The sequence below is a fragment of the Psychrobacter sp. PL15 genome, from assembly GCF_035984995.1.
In the GTDB taxonomy this organism is placed as follows: Bacteria; Pseudomonadota; Gammaproteobacteria; order Pseudomonadales; family Moraxellaceae; genus Psychrobacter.
The window spans coordinates 69725-89793 of the sequence record NZ_JAXCIB010000009.1; the positions used below are offsets into that span (position 1 = coordinate 69725).

Annotated in this window: 13 protein-coding genes; 12 read left to right on the forward strand and 1 reads right to left on the reverse strand. The window is 42.4% G+C overall.

Annotation, left to right across the window (positions count from 1 at the left end; genetic code table 11):
• The first annotated feature begins 47 nt into the window (after positions 1–47).
• From RCH20_RS09215 to RCH20_RS09235, 5 genes are all read left to right on the forward strand, one after another.
• The gene (locus RCH20_RS09215) at positions 48–671 is read left to right on the forward strand and encodes an anthranilate synthase component II (protein ID WP_209957223.1); all 624 of its coding nucleotides are present in this window, start codon (positions 48–50) and stop codon (positions 669–671) included.
• Positions 672–760: 89 nt separating this feature from the next.
• Positions 761–1891 (forward strand): anthranilate phosphoribosyltransferase, encoded by a 1131-nt coding sequence (gene trpD / locus RCH20_RS09220; RefSeq protein ID WP_327193387.1) that lies wholly within the window; start codon positions 761–763, stop codon positions 1889–1891.
• 87 nt (positions 1892–1978) lie between these two features.
• Complete coding sequence (gene trpC / locus RCH20_RS09225) at positions 1979–2863, forward strand: indole-3-glycerol phosphate synthase TrpC (protein WP_209957218.1); 885 nt, start codon at positions 1979–1981, stop codon at positions 2861–2863.
• Positions 2864–3015: 152 nt separating this feature from the next.
• Positions 3016–3747, forward strand: a complete 732-nt coding sequence (locus tag RCH20_RS09230; protein ID WP_327193388.1) for a Smr/MutS family protein — start codon at positions 3016–3018, stop codon at positions 3745–3747.
• Positions 3748–4030: 283 nt separating this feature from the next.
• Positions 4031–4663, forward strand: coding sequence for a DNA-3-methyladenine glycosylase family protein (locus RCH20_RS09235; RefSeq protein WP_327193389.1), 633 nt, complete (start codon positions 4031–4033; stop codon positions 4661–4663).
• Between the two features lie 150 nt (positions 4664–4813).
• Here the strand turns inward: RCH20_RS09235 and RCH20_RS09240 are convergent, their stop codons facing one another.
• Positions 4814–6784: a mechanosensitive ion channel family protein gene (locus tag RCH20_RS09240; protein WP_209957212.1), complete on the reverse strand. Its 1971-nt coding sequence runs from the start codon at positions 6782–6784 to the stop codon at positions 4814–4816.
• Positions 6785–7164: 380 nt separating this feature from the next.
• On the opposite strand from RCH20_RS09240, the gene RCH20_RS09245 reads away from it, so the two are divergent.
• From RCH20_RS09245 to RCH20_RS09275, 7 genes are all read left to right on the forward strand, one after another.
• Positions 7165–9081: a TonB-dependent receptor plug domain-containing protein gene (locus RCH20_RS09245; protein ID WP_327193390.1), complete on the forward strand. Its 1917-nt coding sequence runs from the start codon at positions 7165–7167 to the stop codon at positions 9079–9081.
• A 382-nt stretch (positions 9082–9463) separates the two neighbouring features.
• On the forward strand, positions 9464–10888 hold the full coding sequence (ahcY, locus tag RCH20_RS09250; RefSeq protein WP_209957208.1) for an adenosylhomocysteinase: 1425 nt from the start codon (positions 9464–9466) through the stop codon (positions 10886–10888).
• A 47-nt stretch (positions 10889–10935) separates the two neighbouring features.
• On the forward strand, positions 10936–11784 hold the full coding sequence (locus RCH20_RS09255) for a methylenetetrahydrofolate reductase (RefSeq protein WP_327193391.1): 849 nt from the start codon (positions 10936–10938) through the stop codon (positions 11782–11784).
• A 336-nt stretch (positions 11785–12120) separates the two neighbouring features.
• On the forward strand, positions 12121–13158 hold the full coding sequence (locus tag RCH20_RS09260) for a 16S rRNA (uracil(1498)-N(3))-methyltransferase (protein ID WP_327193392.1): 1038 nt from the start codon (positions 12121–12123) through the stop codon (positions 13156–13158).
• A 347-nt stretch (positions 13159–13505) separates the two neighbouring features.
• On the forward strand, positions 13506–14522 hold the full coding sequence (locus tag RCH20_RS09265; RefSeq protein WP_327193393.1) for a putative bifunctional diguanylate cyclase/phosphodiesterase: 1017 nt from the start codon (positions 13506–13508) through the stop codon (positions 14520–14522).
• A 444-nt stretch (positions 14523–14966) separates the two neighbouring features.
• The gene (locus RCH20_RS09270) at positions 14967–16763 is read left to right on the forward strand and encodes an acyl-CoA dehydrogenase C-terminal domain-containing protein (protein ID WP_209959094.1); all 1797 of its coding nucleotides are present in this window, start codon (positions 14967–14969) and stop codon (positions 16761–16763) included.
• A 742-nt stretch (positions 16764–17505) separates the two neighbouring features.
• Positions 17506–19287: an acyl-CoA dehydrogenase C-terminal domain-containing protein gene (locus tag RCH20_RS09275; protein ID WP_327193394.1), complete on the forward strand. Its 1782-nt coding sequence runs from the start codon at positions 17506–17508 to the stop codon at positions 19285–19287.
• Positions 19288–20069: the final 782 nt, after the last annotated feature.

The following is a 20069-nucleotide window of genomic DNA, read 5'->3' on the forward strand; positions in this document are numbered from 1 at the left end:
AAGTAAATTTAGTTAAAGTAAAACCACATGAATAAGGTGATCACACAATGATTCTGATGCTCGATAACTACGACAGCTTTACGTACAATATTGTACAGTACTTCGGTGAGTTGCAGCAGGACATCACCGTCTGGCGTAACGATCAGGTCAGCATCGATGATATCAAAACCCTAGCTCCTGACGTGATTGTCATCGGCCCTGGTCCTTGTGACCCTGATCGGGCTGGTATTTCTTTGGCAGTAATTGAAACCTTTAAAGGCGTAATACCTATATTAGGTATTTGCTTGGGTCATCAGGCGATTGGACAGGCATTTGGCGGAAAAGTGGTCAAAGCTGGCGAGGTCATGCATGGACGCTTATCTGCCGTGTATCACAATGGGCAGGGGGTCTTCACCGACTTACCTAATCCCTCTCAAGTCACACGCTATCATTCGCTAGTGGTTGATAAGGCGACTTTACCCGAGTGTTTAGAGGTAACCGCATGGACAAAAAATGCTGATGGTAGTATTGAGGAAATCATGGGTGTACGTCACAAAAGTCTTGCCATTGAAGGCGTGCAATTTCATCCAGAGTCTATCTTAAGTGAAGCGGGCTATCAGTTGCTCAATAATTTCTTACAGACCCATAATTTGGCGGTATTAGGCGCTGGTAATTTGCCACAAGTAGGATAGCCATCTAATGAATGTGGGCTGATGCATGCAGTATGAGAATTTAAAACCAATAATTTCGAACTAAAAATATAATAATAAGCGAGACCATAATGACCACTGTTAAGACACAGGGTGCGCAAAGCGTAAAAACAGCTGAAGATATCGCTAAGCTTTCTGATGAGCATATTCATAAACGGTTGACTAGCGCTTTAGATAGAATATTCCAGCATATTGATTTGACCTTTGATGAGATGCATCAAGTGATGTTAATCATTATGCAGGGCAAGTGTAGTAACGCGATGATGGGTGCTATTTTGACTGGCTTGCGCATGAAGGGTGAGTCAATCGATGAGATTACCGCCGCAGCCAGTGCGATGCGTGCTTTGGCTGAAAACGTCACTCCCACTGCTTGTGATTATTTAGTTGATATTGTCGGTACCGGCGGTGACGATGCCAACTTATTTAACGTGTCCACCGCTTCTGCTCTGGTGGCAGCTGCTGCTGGCGCGCAAGTGGCCAAACACGGCAACCGCGGCGTGTCTACTAAGTCAGGTAGCTCAGACTTATTAGAGCAAGCAGGTATCAGTTTGGCTCTGACACCACTACAAGCGCTTGATTGTATCGAAAATCAAGGTATTGGCTTTTTATTTGCCCCCAATCATCACAGCGCCATGCGTTATGCCAATCCGGTACGCCGCGAGCTCAAAGCACGGACCATTTTTAATATTTTAGGCCCACTGACCAATCCTGCTGGTGTCCCAAACCTAGTCATCGGCGTCTTTACTTCACGCCTATGCGAGCCAATAGCCAAGGTTATGAAAAATCTAGGCGCACGTCATGTGATGGTGGTCGGTGCCAAGGATGGTTTGGATGAAATCAGTCTTGCCACCTCTACCACCGTGGCTGAACTTAAAGACGGTGAAATCACGGTATATGAGCTGATGCCAGAAGACGCCGGTATCGAATCGCAAACCCTCATCGGGCTTGAGGTGGACTCACCAGAGCAGAGTCTCCAACTGATTCGAGCGGCCTTATCAGGTGCGAAGACTAATGACCGTGCCGTACTTAAGGCGCGCGATATGATTGCCTTAAATGCGGGTGCGGCCATTTATACCGCCGGACTTGCCAGCAACTATCCGAATGGTGTTAGCCAAGCGCAAACCGTCATTCAGAATGGTTCTGCACTGACCAAGCTTGAATCATTAGCCGAATACACACAAAAACTAATTGCTAACGCGTAACTAATGCAGTTATTAAAAAACACCATATTCATAATGACCCATTTAAACATGCTCCCTTATCCAACCTACCGACAGCCGGATGTAACCATGACGACGAGCACGACCCAAAAATCAAATGCCGATATCCCCTCAGTATTACAGCGTATCGTCGCTACCAAACGCGATGAAGTGGCCGCTGCCCGTACTTTGCTACCGCTTGCAGACTTACAGTTACAAGTTAGCGCCGATGACCGTCCACGTCGTGGATTTGCCGATGCTTTACGTGCCGCTGACATTGGTGTAATCGCTGAAATCAAAAAAGCCTCACCATCAAAAGGTATTATCAGTCATAACTTTGAGCCTGCCACTTTTGCTCAGCAATACGAGCAGGCCGGTGCCAGTTGTTTGTCGATACTAACCGATCGTGATTATTTCCAAGGGGATGACAGCTATCTCATCCAAGCGCAGCAAGCTTGCAAACTGCCGTTGTTACGCAAAGATTTTATGATTGATAGCTATCAAATTTATCAATCCTACTTGCTAGGTGCTGACTGCATATTATTAATTATGGCCTGTCTTGATGACCTACAGGCAAAAGAGATGCATACCTTAAGTATTGAACTGGGCATGGATGTACTTATTGAAATACATACAGCTGATGAGCTAGAGCGCGCTTTGCAGCTGCCTCGTTCAGCACATAATATTTATGGCATTAATAATCGTAACTTGAATACTTTTGAGGTGGATTTAAAGACCACCCTTGATTTAAAGAGCACTTTATTATCCGCCCTAGCAGCCGATGACCAAGCCAATACGAACAACCCAGATAAAGCACTTATCGTTACCGAAAGTGGTATTCATAGCGCTGATGATATTCGATTGATGATGAGCCATGGTATTCAGCACTTCTTAATCGGTGAGCAGTTTATGAAGACTGATCACCCAGGGCAAGCGTTACAATCCTTGCTTGCGAGCATCCCAGCTAGCGCGTAAGGTATGACAGACAACGCTAATACGCTACTGGCTATAGTACTTATCATTGAAAATACTTATCATTAGAAATACTTATGATTATATAATTGATAGCTTTGATGATTAAACGACGCTTCCATTAACCCATTAATTAAACAGACACGTTAACTTTTATGACAAATTCTATCTTCTCAAAAGACATACAAGACCAGCTCAAAGAGCTTAAAGGACAACTCAGCAAAAGCCGCGATACCGCGTCACCTGACGGTGAGAATCAAAAGCCGACTGAACCTGTTTCCTTACTCACACAAAAGCAGGTTAAAAAAACAGTGAAGCAGCTAGACAGCGAACATATCGATGACGATAAAGTACTGTTCATGCAAGCGATGCATGGCGTCAATCAACTCGATGATAAAAACGTCCGCTCGCCTGCCAATGCTAAAAAAGGCGGCAAGCCTGATGCAGCAACCTTGTCAAAACGTGCCGCCGCTCAAGGCAAAGAAGCGGCGGACATAGGGGCCGGCTTGTCGGATATGCAAGCACTACTTAATCCGGTCGCTGGCGAAGCTTATTTATCTTATAAGCAACCTACCCTACAGACCAAAGTGTTTACTCAGCTCAAACAAGGCAAATTGCGTTGGTATGACGCGGTAGATATTCATGGTTGCACCATTGAAGAAGCCCGAGTAGCCATGACTCAACTGCTGAGCCAAGCGAAACAAAACAATGAGACCATGGTAAAAATTATCCATGGTAAAGGCAGCGAAGCTATTCTCAAAACTTGCGTCAATGGTTGGTTGCGTCAATTACCAGAGGTATTGGCTTTTTGTTCAGCACCGCCAAAAGATGGCGGTAATGGCGCGGTTTTGGTATTACTAAAAAAGCCTAAAACTGATGGTGAATAAGTTATAAACGGTTTTTTTTGAAAAAAAGGACTGCAATGGTGCAGTCCTTTTTTTATTGCTAGACTTAAATAGAATATTCAAATAATCGATAATTTATAAAAAATAATGACACCATTAAGACAGCCTAGTGAGTCTACTTAGCAGGCTTATTAAAAGTAGCTTTTTACAGCCTCTATCTGCGTAGGCACAGCAAGCAAGAAAAACTTTTGCCAGCAGTATGTTGTGTATCGATATTACTTTTCATTGACTATATTTATGTTCAGCTACTGCGGATGAATCATTTATGAGCATACAGACGATTGATACTCAAGAAGTACTAAAGGACCACATTACGGCACTTATCGCTATTGAACCAAGGTTCGCGCCAATTTACGAGCAAGTGGGCGTGCCCAGTCTACGACGCAATGCAGGTGGATTTGAGCAGTTGATGAGAGCAATGGTAGGACAACAGTTGTCCGTTGCTGCGGCTAGTAGTATTTGGCAACGACTGGCTGAGGCAGGCTTAACCTCGCCGCAAGCAATTATTCAGGCAACGGATGATGCCTTACGTGCGCAAGGTTTGTCTAGGCAAAAAATCCGTTATACCCGATCATTAGTTGAGCACGACATCAGCTTTGATATACTAGTAAAAATGTCAGACAAGGACATAATGGAGATGCTTACAGCAGTTATTGGTATCGGCCACTGGACTGCCGAGATGTATTTATTATTCTCTTTGGGCCGAGCTGATGTGCTCGCTGTTGATGATTTAGCAATCAAAGTCGCTGCGATGGATGTATTAAACTTGGCAGAGCGCCCCACGCCAAAGCAACTAAAGGTCGCGAGTCAAGAGTGGTCGCCGCACCGCAGTGCTGCCAGCTTACTGTTATGGGCGCACTACGGTTGGATGCACAACAGAAAGTCAGTACCGGTCTAGTAAGCTACCCCACTACATGTCTGCTACCAACCGCTTGTACCAGATCAATGTGACAAGCTAATGATGGGGTCTGGAATGTTCTGTTAATTAGCAGCTTTTAGGAAGGTCCCGTTTTTAAAAACGCGTATTTTTGAAAATCTGATACATATCTTAAAGTTTTTTTGCTTTAGGTGACCTAAAACTGTTTCTAATTTGCCTAATTTTTCGTCTTACTAAAGCATGGCCGGCACTTCTATGAGTATTACTATCGCTATCTTTCTCAGCAACGTCTTGTCGATCCTGTTCTTGCTTCCTCTTTTGCCCATCATTATCACTGTCGCTATCTTTTAAGTCTAGTTCTGGACCTTTATTTAAATCAATAGATCTGTGTTTGTCATCAGCATCATGTGACGGGTCTTCGGTATTATCGACCACCTTATTCTCCATCTCCCCATCTAACTCATGCTTAAGCTCTGTTTGCTTAACAACTAGCTGCTGAGTTGGCAAGGCATGCTCGACGTCATACTTTCTAACTTGCAATAACACATCAACGAATACCACGTTTTGTTTGTCGTAGAATTCCATAACATCATTAGAATTAATATAGGCTTGTAGCTGGACAACGTAGCAGTCTTGACGCAGCTCTAAAATATTAACTTGGTTCCATTCTTGGTTGGTCAAGTAGTGTTCATTTAAAAATTCGTCTAAATGTTTTACCATCTGGAACACAACTTCAATGTCAGCCGTGCGCTTGATATATAACTTATGGAAAAATTGAAACATATCGCGGGAGGTAAAGTTCTCAATTTGCATAGATGAAAAGTCCCCATTGGGAACCGTCACAATAGTGCGTGTTAAAGTGCGCACGCGCGATGAACGAATACCAATATCGACCACCGTACCTTCATAAGTACCAAATTTACAATAGTCGCCGATTCGGACTGGCGAATCTGCCACCACTACCACACTACCCACGAGATTCTCGATAGTCTTTTGCGCACCCAGTGCTAAGGCTAAACCACCTACCCCTAATGCTGCAATACCAGTGGTTAAATCAAAACCCAGATTACCAAAGATGACAATGATAGCAAATATCAAAAGCAACGCTTTGACGACTTTGCGTAATAGTCCTAAGATAGAGACTCGCTCTGTGTAATTCTTTTTATAACTTATATTTACAGCGCGGGTAAAAATAGCATCTATTACCCGTAGTAACAGCCAGGTCAACGCTAACCATGAAGCGATCTCGGTGAACCTATTAGCAGGCTCACGCAGCGTTACCGACACGCCAGCGTAGACCATCACTTCTGATAGAATTAGGGCCATAATAACCACAGCAAGCGGCAGTATCACCTTATCCGGTAGCGGTAACGGCACACCACGTAACCGTGGATAGACGATGTTTAGAAGGTGATACCACAACCACACCAGCACATAAGTCAGCAACAAACTACCAATAGTGATTGCCACCGCAGCGACCAAATCGGCCAGCTGATAACCAAACAGCTTTTTATCCTCAAGCCCTTCAAAAGTGTAGCGTGCTATTAAAGTCGGTTCCGTATTTTCTATTACTTCTGGGATAGAGCTGAGGGTATCGCTAGAGAACTGCCAATACTGTTGTCCTTTTTTAGAAACCACTCGTTCTAATATGAGCGGGACACTCTTATCATCGATGCTGATTTTGCCTACATTTTCTTGGCTTGGCGGTAGCTGATCGGTTAAATTACCCTCAAGCGTATTGTTGAGTTGCAAATCAGGCTGAAAACGCCCGCCTGTATCAAGCGCTTGCTTGAACTGACGGACGATGGTAGCTGGGTTATCAGACTTTGATAAGTTGAGGTAATTGCTGGCCAGTAGATTATCATTTTCGCTTAAAGCACTAATAAACCCTTGTACGGTATGGCGCGGCGTGTCTCGCCCGAATGCGTCCGGCACAGGTTCACTCGCACTACTATCCTGGCCGCCAGCGATACCCAACACACCACCTTCTACAGCAGCGAACGCAGTATTTGGCAACGTTAGACTAAATAGTGATGCCAACAGCAGCATGATCACTACTAACGCTCTTGTCAGCGTTTTTGATAGCGGCGCTTTTATTACTGGCGGCATGGCAGTAGGACTTAAATAGTGCTCAATAGACAAAACAAACCTCTTAACTTAATGTGTAGAGCAATTTAAATACTTATGGCGGTGTCGCTATGATAGCAATTATTTATCACACTAGTGCTTTTGATTGCGCGTTTTTATAGACGATGATCATTCTATATATTACTCACGACTTGCGGGTTATAACCGAAAGTGAACACCGTAACGATTAATAAAACGTAGAAAGCAAATGAAACACGGCAGAACGAGTAAATAACAGGTAATAATGAATGGCTCTCAGCTTACAATGAAGAAACATTAGGTTAAAAGTGTTTATAAATGAGTAAGTTTTATAGATAATAAGCGCATGTAAATTATTTATTGTTTTTTGTAATTTTAGCCTCTTAATTTTTGCTTTTGTCACTTTGGAAATAATTATGCTGTTATCACGTTCTTCTTCATCTATCTATTTACGCTACTGTATGTTGAGCGCGCTTGGTGTTTTTGCCGTTAATGGCGCTATGGCAGCGACACCTGCCAACACTGATTCGAATGTTGCCAGTGATGATGAGCTACCTCAAGTCGAACTTGATAAAATTGTCGTGACTGCCACGCGTACACCTACTAGAACTAGCAATGTTATTGCCCAAACTCGGGTCGTCGATAGTGAAGAGTTAAAATATTATCAAGGTCAAACGGCTATTGATGTTCTTAAGCGTCAACCGGGTTTCAGTTACTACAGCAATGGTGGTATGGATAAAAAAAGTAATTTTTATATGCGTGGTTATGACGGTAAACAAATATTAGTACTTATTGATGGCATACGTTATAGCTCATTGAATGACGGCAGTGCTACGCTTAACTTATTGCCTGCTGATCAAATTGACCGTATCGAAATATTATATGGTGCCTCAGGTTCTAGTATCTATGGCGCAGATGCCATGGGCGGCGTGATTCAAATTTTTACTAAGGGCGCAAAAGTTGACAGAAGCAATTTTTCTGTAACTGCAGGCGTGGGTTCAAATGATCAATACTTATATGGTGCGGGCGCACAATTTTCTAATGCAACTGGTACCTCACTAAGCATATCAGCAAGCCATAATGAAACTAATGGTATCAATGCCACGAAGCCCGGTACTTACGGTTATAACAAAGATGACGATGGCTTTGACAGTGACAATGTAAGCCTAGCCTTAACCCAACGTATTAATGATAAATGGCTTGCTGGTACTAGTGCTTTATATAGTAAGTCAACCTCTGAGTTTGATTCTGGCGTGCAAGATGCTTACTCGGATCAAGAAAACGGTTCTGCTCAAGCTTTTTTAGATTGGCGTTATCTACCCGGTTCTTCATTAAAACTACAATATGGCCATTCTATTGATAAAATCGACACTTCTAGTGAAAACAGTAGCGTCTATGACAGCAAACAAGATCAAGTTAGTTTAGTGGGTCAGCATAAACTACCTATAGGACAAAGTGTTTATGGGATAGAGCATCTTAAACAAAGTCTTAATTCTACAGTTTACGAGGATGTTAATGATCGTGATGTTACTAGCGCATTTTTAGGTTATGTGTTGGCAAGCAATCAATTTGATGCCCAAGTTAACTTACGTTTTGATGATAACTCACAATATGGCAACGAGACCACCTATAACTTAGGCGGTGCCTATCATATCAATCCAAACCTTCGGGCTGGTGCCAGTTATGCTAAAGGCTTCCGTGCGCCTAGCTTTTATGACATATACTCTGGTACTGAAAGTAATGTTAATCTAAATCCTGAAACCAGTGATAACTACGAAGCTTTTATTGAATATGATACCGCCCTTCAGTCTACCCGTGTTACTGGATATCATAATACGGTCGATAACTTGATCAATTTTGTAGCTAGGTATAATGGTAATCAATATATCGGTGGCAATAGTCAAAATGTTGCAGAAGCTAAAATCAAGGGTATCTCACTCACCTCAGATTGGGTCTTAAATGATTATATATTCGGTGGTAGCTACGACTATCAAAAAGCGAAAGACAGTAGCGGTGATAACGACGATGGTAATTTCCTACCTATTCGCCCTAAAAACAAAGGCTTAGTATACGTTGGTTATCGTCTTCCCAGCTTAGATATTCGCGCTGAGTATCAATATGTAGACGATTACTATTACAGTATTTCTAATGCTGACTCACAATTGGTTGAAAATTACGGATTATTGAATATTAGCGGTAATTATCAGCTAAATCCTAATCTGACCATGACTGCACGCTTAAATAACATCACTAACAAAAAATATGTTACAGCGCCGGGTTATAATACTGAAGGCACCAACTTCTTTACCTCACTCACCTATAACTGGTTCTAAACTTATTCAATACCACTTATAATTTATATTACTAATACTAAAGGTCATCAGTTGATGACCTTTTTTTATGACTATTTTTTGTGACTATATATTGGCTGTCAAGTACAAAAATTAGGAAAGCGCAACATCAACGCCTAGATTTTCCTGCATCCAATAGGTGACAAATTACGCCTCATATATTACAATAATGACCTCCGAGAGGTGTTGCGCCATAACCATAAATACTAGTGTTTAGCTTTAAACCTAAGCCACACTGATTTATACGTTATATTAGGCTCGGTAAACTGTTTAATACTAAAAGTTTAAGTATTAAATAGCGTGAACAACGGCACCTGCGTTTTTATTCTTTTTATCATACGTTAACCACTGATAGGAGCATATTATGGACGCAGTGTCTACTTCCCCATCTGCCCATACGATCAATCCCGCTTTCACAGACTATAAAGTCGCTGACATTAGCCTTGCTGATTACGGCCGCCGTGAAATTACTCTTGCTGAAGCCGAAATGCCTGCCCTTATGGGTTTGCGTCGTCGCTACGAAGCGGATCAACCGCTTAAAGGCGCGAAGATTGTCGGCTGTATCCACATGACGATCCAAACTGCCGTACTTATCGAGACCTTAATTGCGCTCGGTGCCGAAGTGCGCTGGACCTCATGTAACATCTTCTCAACCCAAGACCACGCTGCTGCTGCGATTGCTGCTGCCGGTATTCCAGTATTTGCTTGGAAAGGCGAAACTGACGCAGAATACGAATGGTGCTTACGCCAGCAAGTACACGTTGGTGGCGAAGAAACAGGCCAACTTTGGGATGCTAACTTAATTCTAGATGATGGCGGTGATTTGACCGCACTTATCCATGATGATTATGCTGAGCTTCTAGATAACATGCATGGTATCTCAGAAGAGACGACCACTGGTGTACATCGCTTACTCGAAATGTTGGATAAAGGCACGCTAAAAATTCCTGCTATCAACGTCAATGATGCGGTCACTAAGTCTAAAAACGACAATAAGTATGGTTGCCGTCATAGCTTAAATGACGCGATTAAACGCGGTACGGATATGTTCCTTGCTGGTCGTCGCGCTTTGGTTATCGGTTATGGTGATGTGGGCAAAGGCTCAGCACAAAGCTTACGTCAAGAAGGTATGATTGTTCGGATTTCAGAAGTTGATCCTATCTGTGCCATGCAGGCCTGTATGGACGGTTATGAAGTATTATCACCGTATATTGACGGCGACAACACTGGCGGCGCAGAAAACATAAACACCCGCCTGCTAGAAGATACAGACATGATTGTCACCACTACTGGTAACTATCACGTTTGTGACAAACACATGCTAGCAGCGTTAAAGCCTGGTGCAGTAGTTTGTAACATCGGTCACTTTGATACCGAAATCGATACGCAGTTTATGCGTGAAAACTGGCGCTGGTCTGAAGTTAAACCACAGGTCCATCAAATCTTCCGCTCAGACGACGTGAACGATTACCTGATTCTGTTGGCTGAAGGTCGTTTGGTGAACCTAGGTAATGCAACTGGTCACCCATCACGCGTGATGGACGGCTCATTTGCTAACCAAGTATTGGCGCAAATGTATCTGTTTGAAGAGAAGTTTGCTGAACTGCCCGTTGACCAACGTACTGACAATTTGTACGTCAGAGTGTTACCGAAAAAGCTCGACGAAGAAGTCGCAGCCGCTATGGTCGCGGGTTTCAATGGTACGTTAACCAAGCTGACCTCAAAACAAGCAGAGTACTTAGGCGTTCCTATCGAAGGTCCGTTCAAACCTGATGCTTATAAATATTAATATGAGTATTTATATTAGTACTTATATTAAAGATAAGGAGCGCGACTGTGAGTAAGCCTGCTTTCTCTTTTGAGTTTTTCCCTGCCAAGTCTGAGCAGGGACATGAGAAGCTGCTCAGTACTTTTGATGAGCTGAACAAACTGTCGCCTACTTACTTTTCGGTAACTTATGGTGCAGGCGGCTCAACGCGTACCCGCACTTTAGATATCGTCAACGCCTTATGTGAGCGTAGCGACACTCCAGTCGCTCCGCATATTTCCTGTATTGGTGACGATAAAGACGAGATTGCTGAGCTGTTGACGCTATATAAGAGTTTAGGCATCAATCGCTTAGTGGCACTGCGTGGCGACTTGCCGTCAGGACAAGTTGGTATGGGTCAGTTGCCATTTGCGCTGGATTTAGTCAAATTTATCCGTGAGCATTCAGGCGATCATTTCCATATCGAAGTTGCGGCTTACCCTGAGATGCACCCCCAAGCACGCAGCTTTTTATTCGATATTGATAACTTGGTGAACAAATACCAAGCGGGCGCGAATGCAGCGATTACCCAATTCTTCTATAATGCTGACAGCTATTTGTATTTGCGTGATGCGTTAGAAGGCCGTGGGATCGATACCAACGCACAGCCATTAGTGGCCGGTATTATGCCGATTACTAATTCTAGTAACTTGGTACGCTTTGCTGATAGCTGCGGTGCTGATATTCCACGTTATGTGCGTAAACAGCTTGCTGACTTTGGCGATGATCGCAAAGCCATTCGTGAGTTTGGTTTTGAGGTGGTCTACCGTCTATGCGAGCGCCTGATTGCTGAGGGTGTACCCGCAATGCATTTTTATAGCATGAATAAGGTTGAGCCCAACAAACGCCTAATTGAAGCTTTAGGGCTAGCAGGTTAAAGCTGTTAATCGTTTATTACGCTACGCCTCTTTTATCATTATTGTTCAACCCACTGGTGCTCTTAGGAGCACCAGTTTTTTATTGCTAAGATTTTATTAGCCGACTAGCGGCTGCAAAAAGCTTATACCAGCAGTACCGTAGCGTAGCGTTTTTAAGGTATTTTAACTATACAATGCCCTTTAATACCCGTTACCGCCTTTTATAAGGCGCTTACCAACATCAGCGACTTACTTTTTTATACGAATTTAGGATTAAAAACACCTTTAGTTTGGCCAAATGATATTCTATTAGGCTACTAATAAACGTTCTTAATTAAACCATAGGGATAAAATATCGTGCGACGTTTTTTTTATGCCATCAGTAGTAATGATAACGAACATAGTGATCGTAACGCTTTTAATAAAAGCAACGTTGAATCCTCTTACCACCCTCGACTAGACTCGTTAGCCCTAGGTAGTGAGGTCGATTTACCAGACACTATCGTTCATCATTGGTGTCGTGTGCTACGAGCGAATATCGGTGATCAAGGCCTGTTATTCGACGGCTTTGGTGGTGAATATCAAGTACAGTTACAAACCATCAGTAAAAAGCATGCTACCGCCACCTTACTCGCACACGTAAGCGATGACCGTACTGCGCCTATCATTAGTAAAATAGGCTTAGTCATGAGTCGTGGTGAACGTATGGATTATGCTATCCAAAAAGCCACTGAGCTTGGCGTCACTGCCATTCAGCTACTCAGTAGCCATCATGGTGAGGTCTCTTTAAAACCTGCACAAGTCGACAAAAAGCTACTTCACTGGCAGCAAATTGCTATTGCTGCTTGTGAACAATGTGGGTTAAACCGTCCACCAATTATTTTTGCGCCTCAGCCTATTCGTCAGTGGCTACAGAGCTTAAATAACGATGGTTTAGGTAACGGTGGTTTAGATAGTGATAGTTTAAGTAATGATAGTTTAGATAATGATAGTTTAAGTAATGATAGTTTAGATAGTGATCTTTCAAAGATCGATAACTCACAGACGAGTGGCTCAGCGAACAAGGCTAGTCGTGATATTTTTGTAAGTCCTATCGTAGCAACCCTTAGTCAGGATCCTTATTATCAGATCCTTAATACTCGAGCAGATTTGCGTGTAATGATGAGCGTGCCAGCAGCAGATCAGCCTTTGAGGCCAGAGGCGTTACTGACCGTCTTGACTCAAAAGCTGCCTTATATCGAACTGTTAATTGGTCCTGAAGGTGGACTCAGTAATGAAGAGTGCGATCAGGCTGAGCATAGTGGTTTTGCGCCTTGGCAAATTGGCGCGCGAGTGCTGCGTACTGAGACGGCTCCAATTGTCGCCTTGGCAACATTGCACGCCCTGAGTCGTTGATAATAAGATAGGAGTCTTGATAGTTATTAATGATTAAATTTTAAAATAATGATAAACTTTTGTTAGCTATTTATTGTATAACTTATAGTAGCCCTGTTCAATATCAGTAGCCCCGTTCAATATAAGTATACCGATGTCGAACAGTGAGGTTTATTTTTATGCGCCAGTATATTTTGTGAGCCAGTATTATGAATAATTTTGAACCCATCTCAACCTTAATTAAGCAGCAACTACTGACTCAATTATGCGAACGCCTGGAAGATTCCATATTCATATTAGATGCCAACCTTCGCTACTTATCAGTCAATGCCACCTACGAAATTATGGTTGGTTACAATTAAGAGTTTTTGATTGGGCGACCACTTGGTATCTATTCTGCTGAATCCTTATCAGAAGAAGAACAGGCCATATTAAAAGACATCTCTAATCGCTTAGACAGTGACGGCTTTTACGAAAATAATTTTTCGCTGGCTACCCGTTATGGGCAGATACTTGAATGTCATATCGCTTATCGCAGACTTTGTGTCGAGCAACAAGGTGGTGATGATGTCTGTTGGTATAGCGAGGCTATCAACAAAGCAACTGCTGATAGCTTACCATTAGAAGCTGAGCTCAGATCTGCTATGGATGACTGTCAGCTTGTGCCCTATTACCAGCCAAAAGTTGCCTTAGATACTGGCACTATTACTGGTTTTGAGGCGTTAGTTCGCTGGCAGCACCCTACTCGCGGTCTACTGAAGCCGATGGATTTTATTGAAGCGATCATTGAATACAAACTGTCATTTAGATTGTTTTATCAAATGGCAGTAAAAATTGCTCAACAGTTGTCTATTTGGCAGGCATTGGGGTTTACTCAGCATATTTGTATCAATGCTGAAGCAACCGAATTTAACTATCCTGAATTTTTTGATGTGGTCAGTAACTTGTTTAAAGAACATAATATCCGCCCGCAGCAGTTACACGTTGAGGTGACCGAATCGTCATTGATGCGGCGCCATGCCAATGTGAAACACCAACTCACCATGCTCAAAGAAATGGGCATCCGCCTAGCCCTTGATGACTTTGGTACCGGTTATGCCTCACTCAGCTACTTACAAGAATACCCCTTTGATTTTATTAAGATTGATAGAAGTTTTATCTCCAAAATTGCCACTGATCGTACCCAATACGCGATTGTAAAAGCTATTTTGGATTTGGCAGATGCACTTGATATGGAAGTTGTTGCTGAAGGTATCGAAACTGAGCAGCAACGTGACTTATTGTTACAAATGGGCTGTGCATACGGTCAAGGTTATTGGTTTGGTAGACCCGTTAACGCAGAAGATGCCACCGAAATGTTGACTCGTCAGCATGCATCCAAATAAAACGGTCTTAAACTGTACTTTATTCAGGCGTATTGACTGTTCATCCTATCGCTAATAGTCGTCATTTGTAGTGAATAAAAATACATATGAACAAATCTCTTACCCAGTTAGTGCTCATAGCGCTTTGTCTCCCACGTTGATTGTGTATAGGATGCAAGATAGGTTCATGACTTATCAGTTTCACCAGCAAACTTGTATAATCGCCTGCAAACGCCTATCTTTTACAGTGAAATTATCAGAAATGCTGAATATTGAATAGACTTTAGCCGTCATCATTCTTTTAACTCTTTTAAACATCATTTTATATGGTCTGCGTCATTGTCTATTGTTAATTAAAAACTATTAATTCAGACAAGTTAGACATCAGCAAACATGAACCAAGCGCTAAATAATAGTGGCAGTCATTAACCCGCTGTTGGTCATATTCCAAAAAAAGGACAGGAAATTATGCAGTATAAAGCACCCCTACGTGATATGAAATTTGTCATGCATGAGCTTTTAAACAGTACCGCACATTACCAAACGCTTGATGCTTTTTCTCATATTGAAGCAGACATTGTAGACAGCTATCTAGAGGTTGCCGCCAACTTCGCTGAAAACGAGCTGTCGCCACTAAATCAGAGCGGGGATGCGGAAGGCTGTCATTTTGATAATGGTAAAGTAACCACACCTAAAGGTTTTAAAGAGGCCTACAAGCAATACTGTGAGCTTGGATTCACGTCTTTGACGGCCGAAGAAGAATTCGGTGGCCAAGCCATGCCAATGTCCTTGAACTCAGCTATCTCTGAATTTGTGGGTACCGCTAACTGGTCATTTGGTATGTATCCAGGGCTTTCAGAAGGCTGTGTTTCTACTATTGAGCATCATGGTACTGCCGAGCAAAAACAAAAGTATTTGCCTAAATTGGTCTCAGGTGAATGGACAGGCGTAATGTGCTTGACTGAGCCACAGTGCGGCTCTGATCTCAATTTGGTACGTACCAAAGCTGAACCTAATGGTGACGGTAGCTACAAAATTACAGGCGGTAAAATCTGGATTTCTGCAGGCGAGCACGATATGTCTGACAATATTATCCATATTGTTTTGGCGCGCCTACCCGATGCACCAGCCGGTACTAGAGGCTTGTCTTTATTTGTTGTGCCGAAGTTCAGGGTTAATGATGACGGCAGTTTAGCCGAACACAATGCTGTCTCTTGCGGCTCTATTGAGCACAAAATGGGCATCAAGGCCTCAGCCACTTGCGTCATCAACTATGATGGGTCAGCTGGTTATTTAGTCGGCGAAGAGAACCGTGGTCTAAATTGCATGTTCACCTTTATGAATGTGGCACGAATCGGTACCGCTATTCAAGGGGTCACAGCATCTCAGTACGCTTTTCAAGGGGCCTTGTCTTTTACTAAAGAACGCTTAGCGTTTCGTTCTCTAGACGGTGCTAAGTTTCCTGAAAAGCCAGCTGACCCGATCATCGTACACCCTGCAGTCCGTGATATGCTGTTGACCACTAAAGCATTCGCAGAAGGCGGTCGTGCATTGATTGGTTATATGTCTCAGTTTGCTGATACCGTTGCCAAGGGTGAAGGCGATGCTCGCAAAGACGCGGATCAAATGCTGTCACTGCTTACCCCTATTGGCAAGGCCTTCTTGACCGAAACGGGACTTGAGTCTGCCAGACATGGTGTTCAAGCGTTGGGTGGTAGTGGGTTTTGTACTGAGTATGGCTTAGAGCAAAATGTCCGTGATACCACTATTGCTTGTATCTATGAAGGGACGACTCAAATTCAATCGCTCGACTTAATCGGACGTAAAGTATTGGGGTCACAAGGCAAACTGCTTACTAACTTTACCAATGTCATTCAGCAGTTCTGTGAAGACAATAAAGACAATGACGACATGGGCCAATTTACTCGTCCTCTTATGAGACATATCAAAGAATGGGGCGATCTAACTGCCCGTATTGGTATGCAAGCGAACGACAATCCTGAGGCAGTAGGTGGCGCTGCAGTTGATTACATGTACTTTAGCGGTTATGTGACCTTGGCTTTCTTGTGGGCACGGATGGCATTAGTGGCACAAACAGCTATTGCTGACGGTACCGGCGAGCAGGCATTCTATGATGCCAAAATCAAAACCGCGCAGTTCTACTTTGCAAAATTGCTACCGCGTACTAGTACTTATGTCAAGCGCATCGATACTGGTGTCGAACCCTACATGAGTATGAGCACTGACCAATTTGCATTTTAATTAAGCGTCATATTTGAGCTGAGGCCTTAGTTATTAGCGTATATTGTTATTAAGCGTACATTGTTATTAGCGTGTATTTTAGCTATAAAGTGGTCAAAAACTGCTTTTAACTATAATAGTCATGATTCAATATCTTCCTATAGGCAACATACTAAGGTGTGTTGCCTATTTTGTTTTGGTAGCGAGCTCTAAGCTCTAAAACTATTGGTCTTTTAAAGTGAGTTGACTTATAGTTAAAATGCCTTAAAACGCGACGGTACTGCGGATATAAGATTTTTGCAGCCTCTGTCTGCGTAGGCACAGCAAGCAAGAAAAACGTATGCCAGCAGTAGGTTATGTATCGATATTACTTTTCATTGACTATATATGACTTCGATTAACCATGGTTAATTAGCTAGGATTGCCTTTCCAGCGGGTCACTTAAGTTATATTTAAATACTACAAGAGCACAGAATGACTTTCGGTGCACGCGTAATTCACGAAGATATACACAGTTTAAGCCCTTAATTTGCTAAACTTTATCAATCGCTTAATCGTTTTACAGCAATAAGTTTATTGCCATAACTCGCATATTTTATATTTTTCATCTATTTACTGTGACGTTATTAACGGATAACTCGTCATCAATAGATGACCAATATTATTAATACCCCTATTCGTTAGCGTCTCAATATCCTTTGATTCTAACTACCAATAAATAAACTGCTTTACTTCTATTCATATTGAACAATAAGGAATATTTATGTCTGTCTATAATGCCCCTCTTAATGACATGCGTTTTATCTTAACTGACGTTTTTAAAGCTCATGAGTTTTGGCAAAATAATGATAATTTGTCTCATGTTGACATGGAAACTGTCGATATGATTTTAGAAGAAATGGCAAAATTATCCAAAAACGTGCTACTACCTATTAATCGTAGTGGTGACGAAGAAGGCGCAACCTTCCATGGTGACGGTGTCGTTACCACTCCTGAAGGCTTTAAAGAGGCCTATAAGCAATATGCGGATTCAGGTTGGGTTGGTCTGGGTGGCAACCCTGAGTACGGCGGCCAAGGTTTCCCAAAAATGGTTACTATGTTGACTGAAGAAATGATCTTTACCACCAACCAGTCGTTTGCGCTATATCCCAACCTCACTGTTGGCGCGACATTGTGTATGAATGCTGCGGCCTCAGAAGAGCAGAAAAAACTGTATTTAGAAAAAATGTATTCAGGTGAATGGTCAGGTACCATGTGCTTAACTGAACCCCATGCCGGAACTGACTTAGGTATCATCAAAACGAAAGCGGTGCCTAACGACGACGATAGTTTCAACATTTCAGGTACCAAAATATTTATTACCGGTGGTGAGCATGACTTAACTGAAAATATTATTCATTTGGTGTTAGCAAAAACGCCAGACGCGCCAGCGGGTTCTAAAGGTATCTCATTATTTGTGGTACCAAAATTCATAGTTAATGAAGATGGTAGCTTGGGCGAACGCAATACGCTAGCAGCAGGCTCTATTGAACATAAAATGGGTATCAAAGCCTCAGCCACTTGTGTGATGAACTTTGATGATGCTAAAGGTTGGTTGGTTGGTCCTGAAAATACGGGGCTCTCATCAATGTTTATTATGATGAACTATGAGCGCGTTACTATGGGCTTACAAGGACTTGGTGGCTCTGAACTTGCCTATCAAAATGCAGCACTTTATGCGATTGATCGTGGTCAAGGTCGTAGCGACACCCAGATTCAAAGCCCTGAAAAACCAGCTGATGCCATCATTCATCATGCCGATGTACGCCGCATGCTGTTGAACGCTAAAGCCAATTCTGAAGCGTCACGCTGTTTTGCTATGTACGTCGCCAAACAACTTGATGCTGAAAAATTCAGTACCGACCCTGAAGCAGCTCAAGTGGCCTCTGCTCGTGTTGCCTTACTGACACCTATTGCTAAAGCCTTCTTAACCGACAAAGCTTTAGAAGCTACCATCGATTGTCAACAAGTCTTTGGTGGTCATGGTTATGTGCGCGAATGGGGCATGGAACAAATTGTTCGTGATACCCGTATCGCTCAGATCTACGAAGGGGCCAATGGTATTCAAGCGCTTGATCTGCTTGGCCGTAAAGTCGCTCGCAACGAGGGTAAATATGTTACCAACTTCTTAGCTGAAGTTCGTGATTTTGTGAATACGATGCAAGCCGATCATGGTATCAAGCAAGCAACGTTAAAGGCTGCTGATACCATAGAAGAGTTGACCAATACCGTCCTTGCCAATATCAGCATACGTAAGAGCGAAATAAATGGCTGTGCGGTTGACTACATGCATGCGTTCGGCTATCTATGCTACTCATACATGTTTGCCATGATGGTAGAAGCTGCTGACGGTAAAGAAGGTGAGTTTTATGCCAACAAAGCCAAGCTCGCTGATTACTTCGTTGGTCGCATCTTGCCACGTATTGATGCCCATGCTCAGATGGTCAGGTCTGGCAGTGATCCAATGATGAACTTTGATCTTGATTATTTTAATGCCTCAGCTTAATCATGCATAATGATTGATTAAGCGGTTGAATAAAAAGGACAGTCTTATGACTGTCCTTTTTTTATAGCCGTGCAATTGATTGTTTGGTTCATAGAATTAATTTATAGGAAAGTGATTTGCTTATAGTGTATATTTATATAAATGAATATTAAGAAGTAATAAAATGTTTAGTGACCGAGCCAAAACGACATGGACTTTGATAACGATATGCTCAATCTTAATAGTAGGAGTGACGCTTTTGAGAATGGGTCGTATTATTTGATGACTGCCTCGCAACATCTGTCTCCAAGCTGTCTGTCTCAAAGCTGTCTGCCATTGGTATAACCTATTGTTGGCATAACCTGCCTACTCATTTTGCCTGTGCGCGTACTGTTCTATAAAACCCCCTTGTGCAGTACTGAGGCATAAATGATGCTTTTTTATAGGCATAAGTTTTATGGACACTGAAAATTCCTATCATCTGCTGTTTGCTGGTTTATAACAGTTCTCAAAATTCTATCCTTCCTTTATAGCCATCCGCAAAACAGTAGTCTGAAAAACGTCATTGATTACTCACTTAATTTGGGTGTCGGTTATTAAGTCTACTTTCGTTAGGGGTTCATCACTTAAGTTTTAGTAGCTAGTTAAGTGACACCATCACATTTGATCAAAAAACGTTATTTCGTTACTGTTTTCTTTATTTGTCTGAAATTAATTACTAACAAAATAAATTGCCTATTCATAGCCCTTTCAGATTAAAATAAGTCAGAAAAAGAGTACCTATTCCTTACACAAACTTTAGA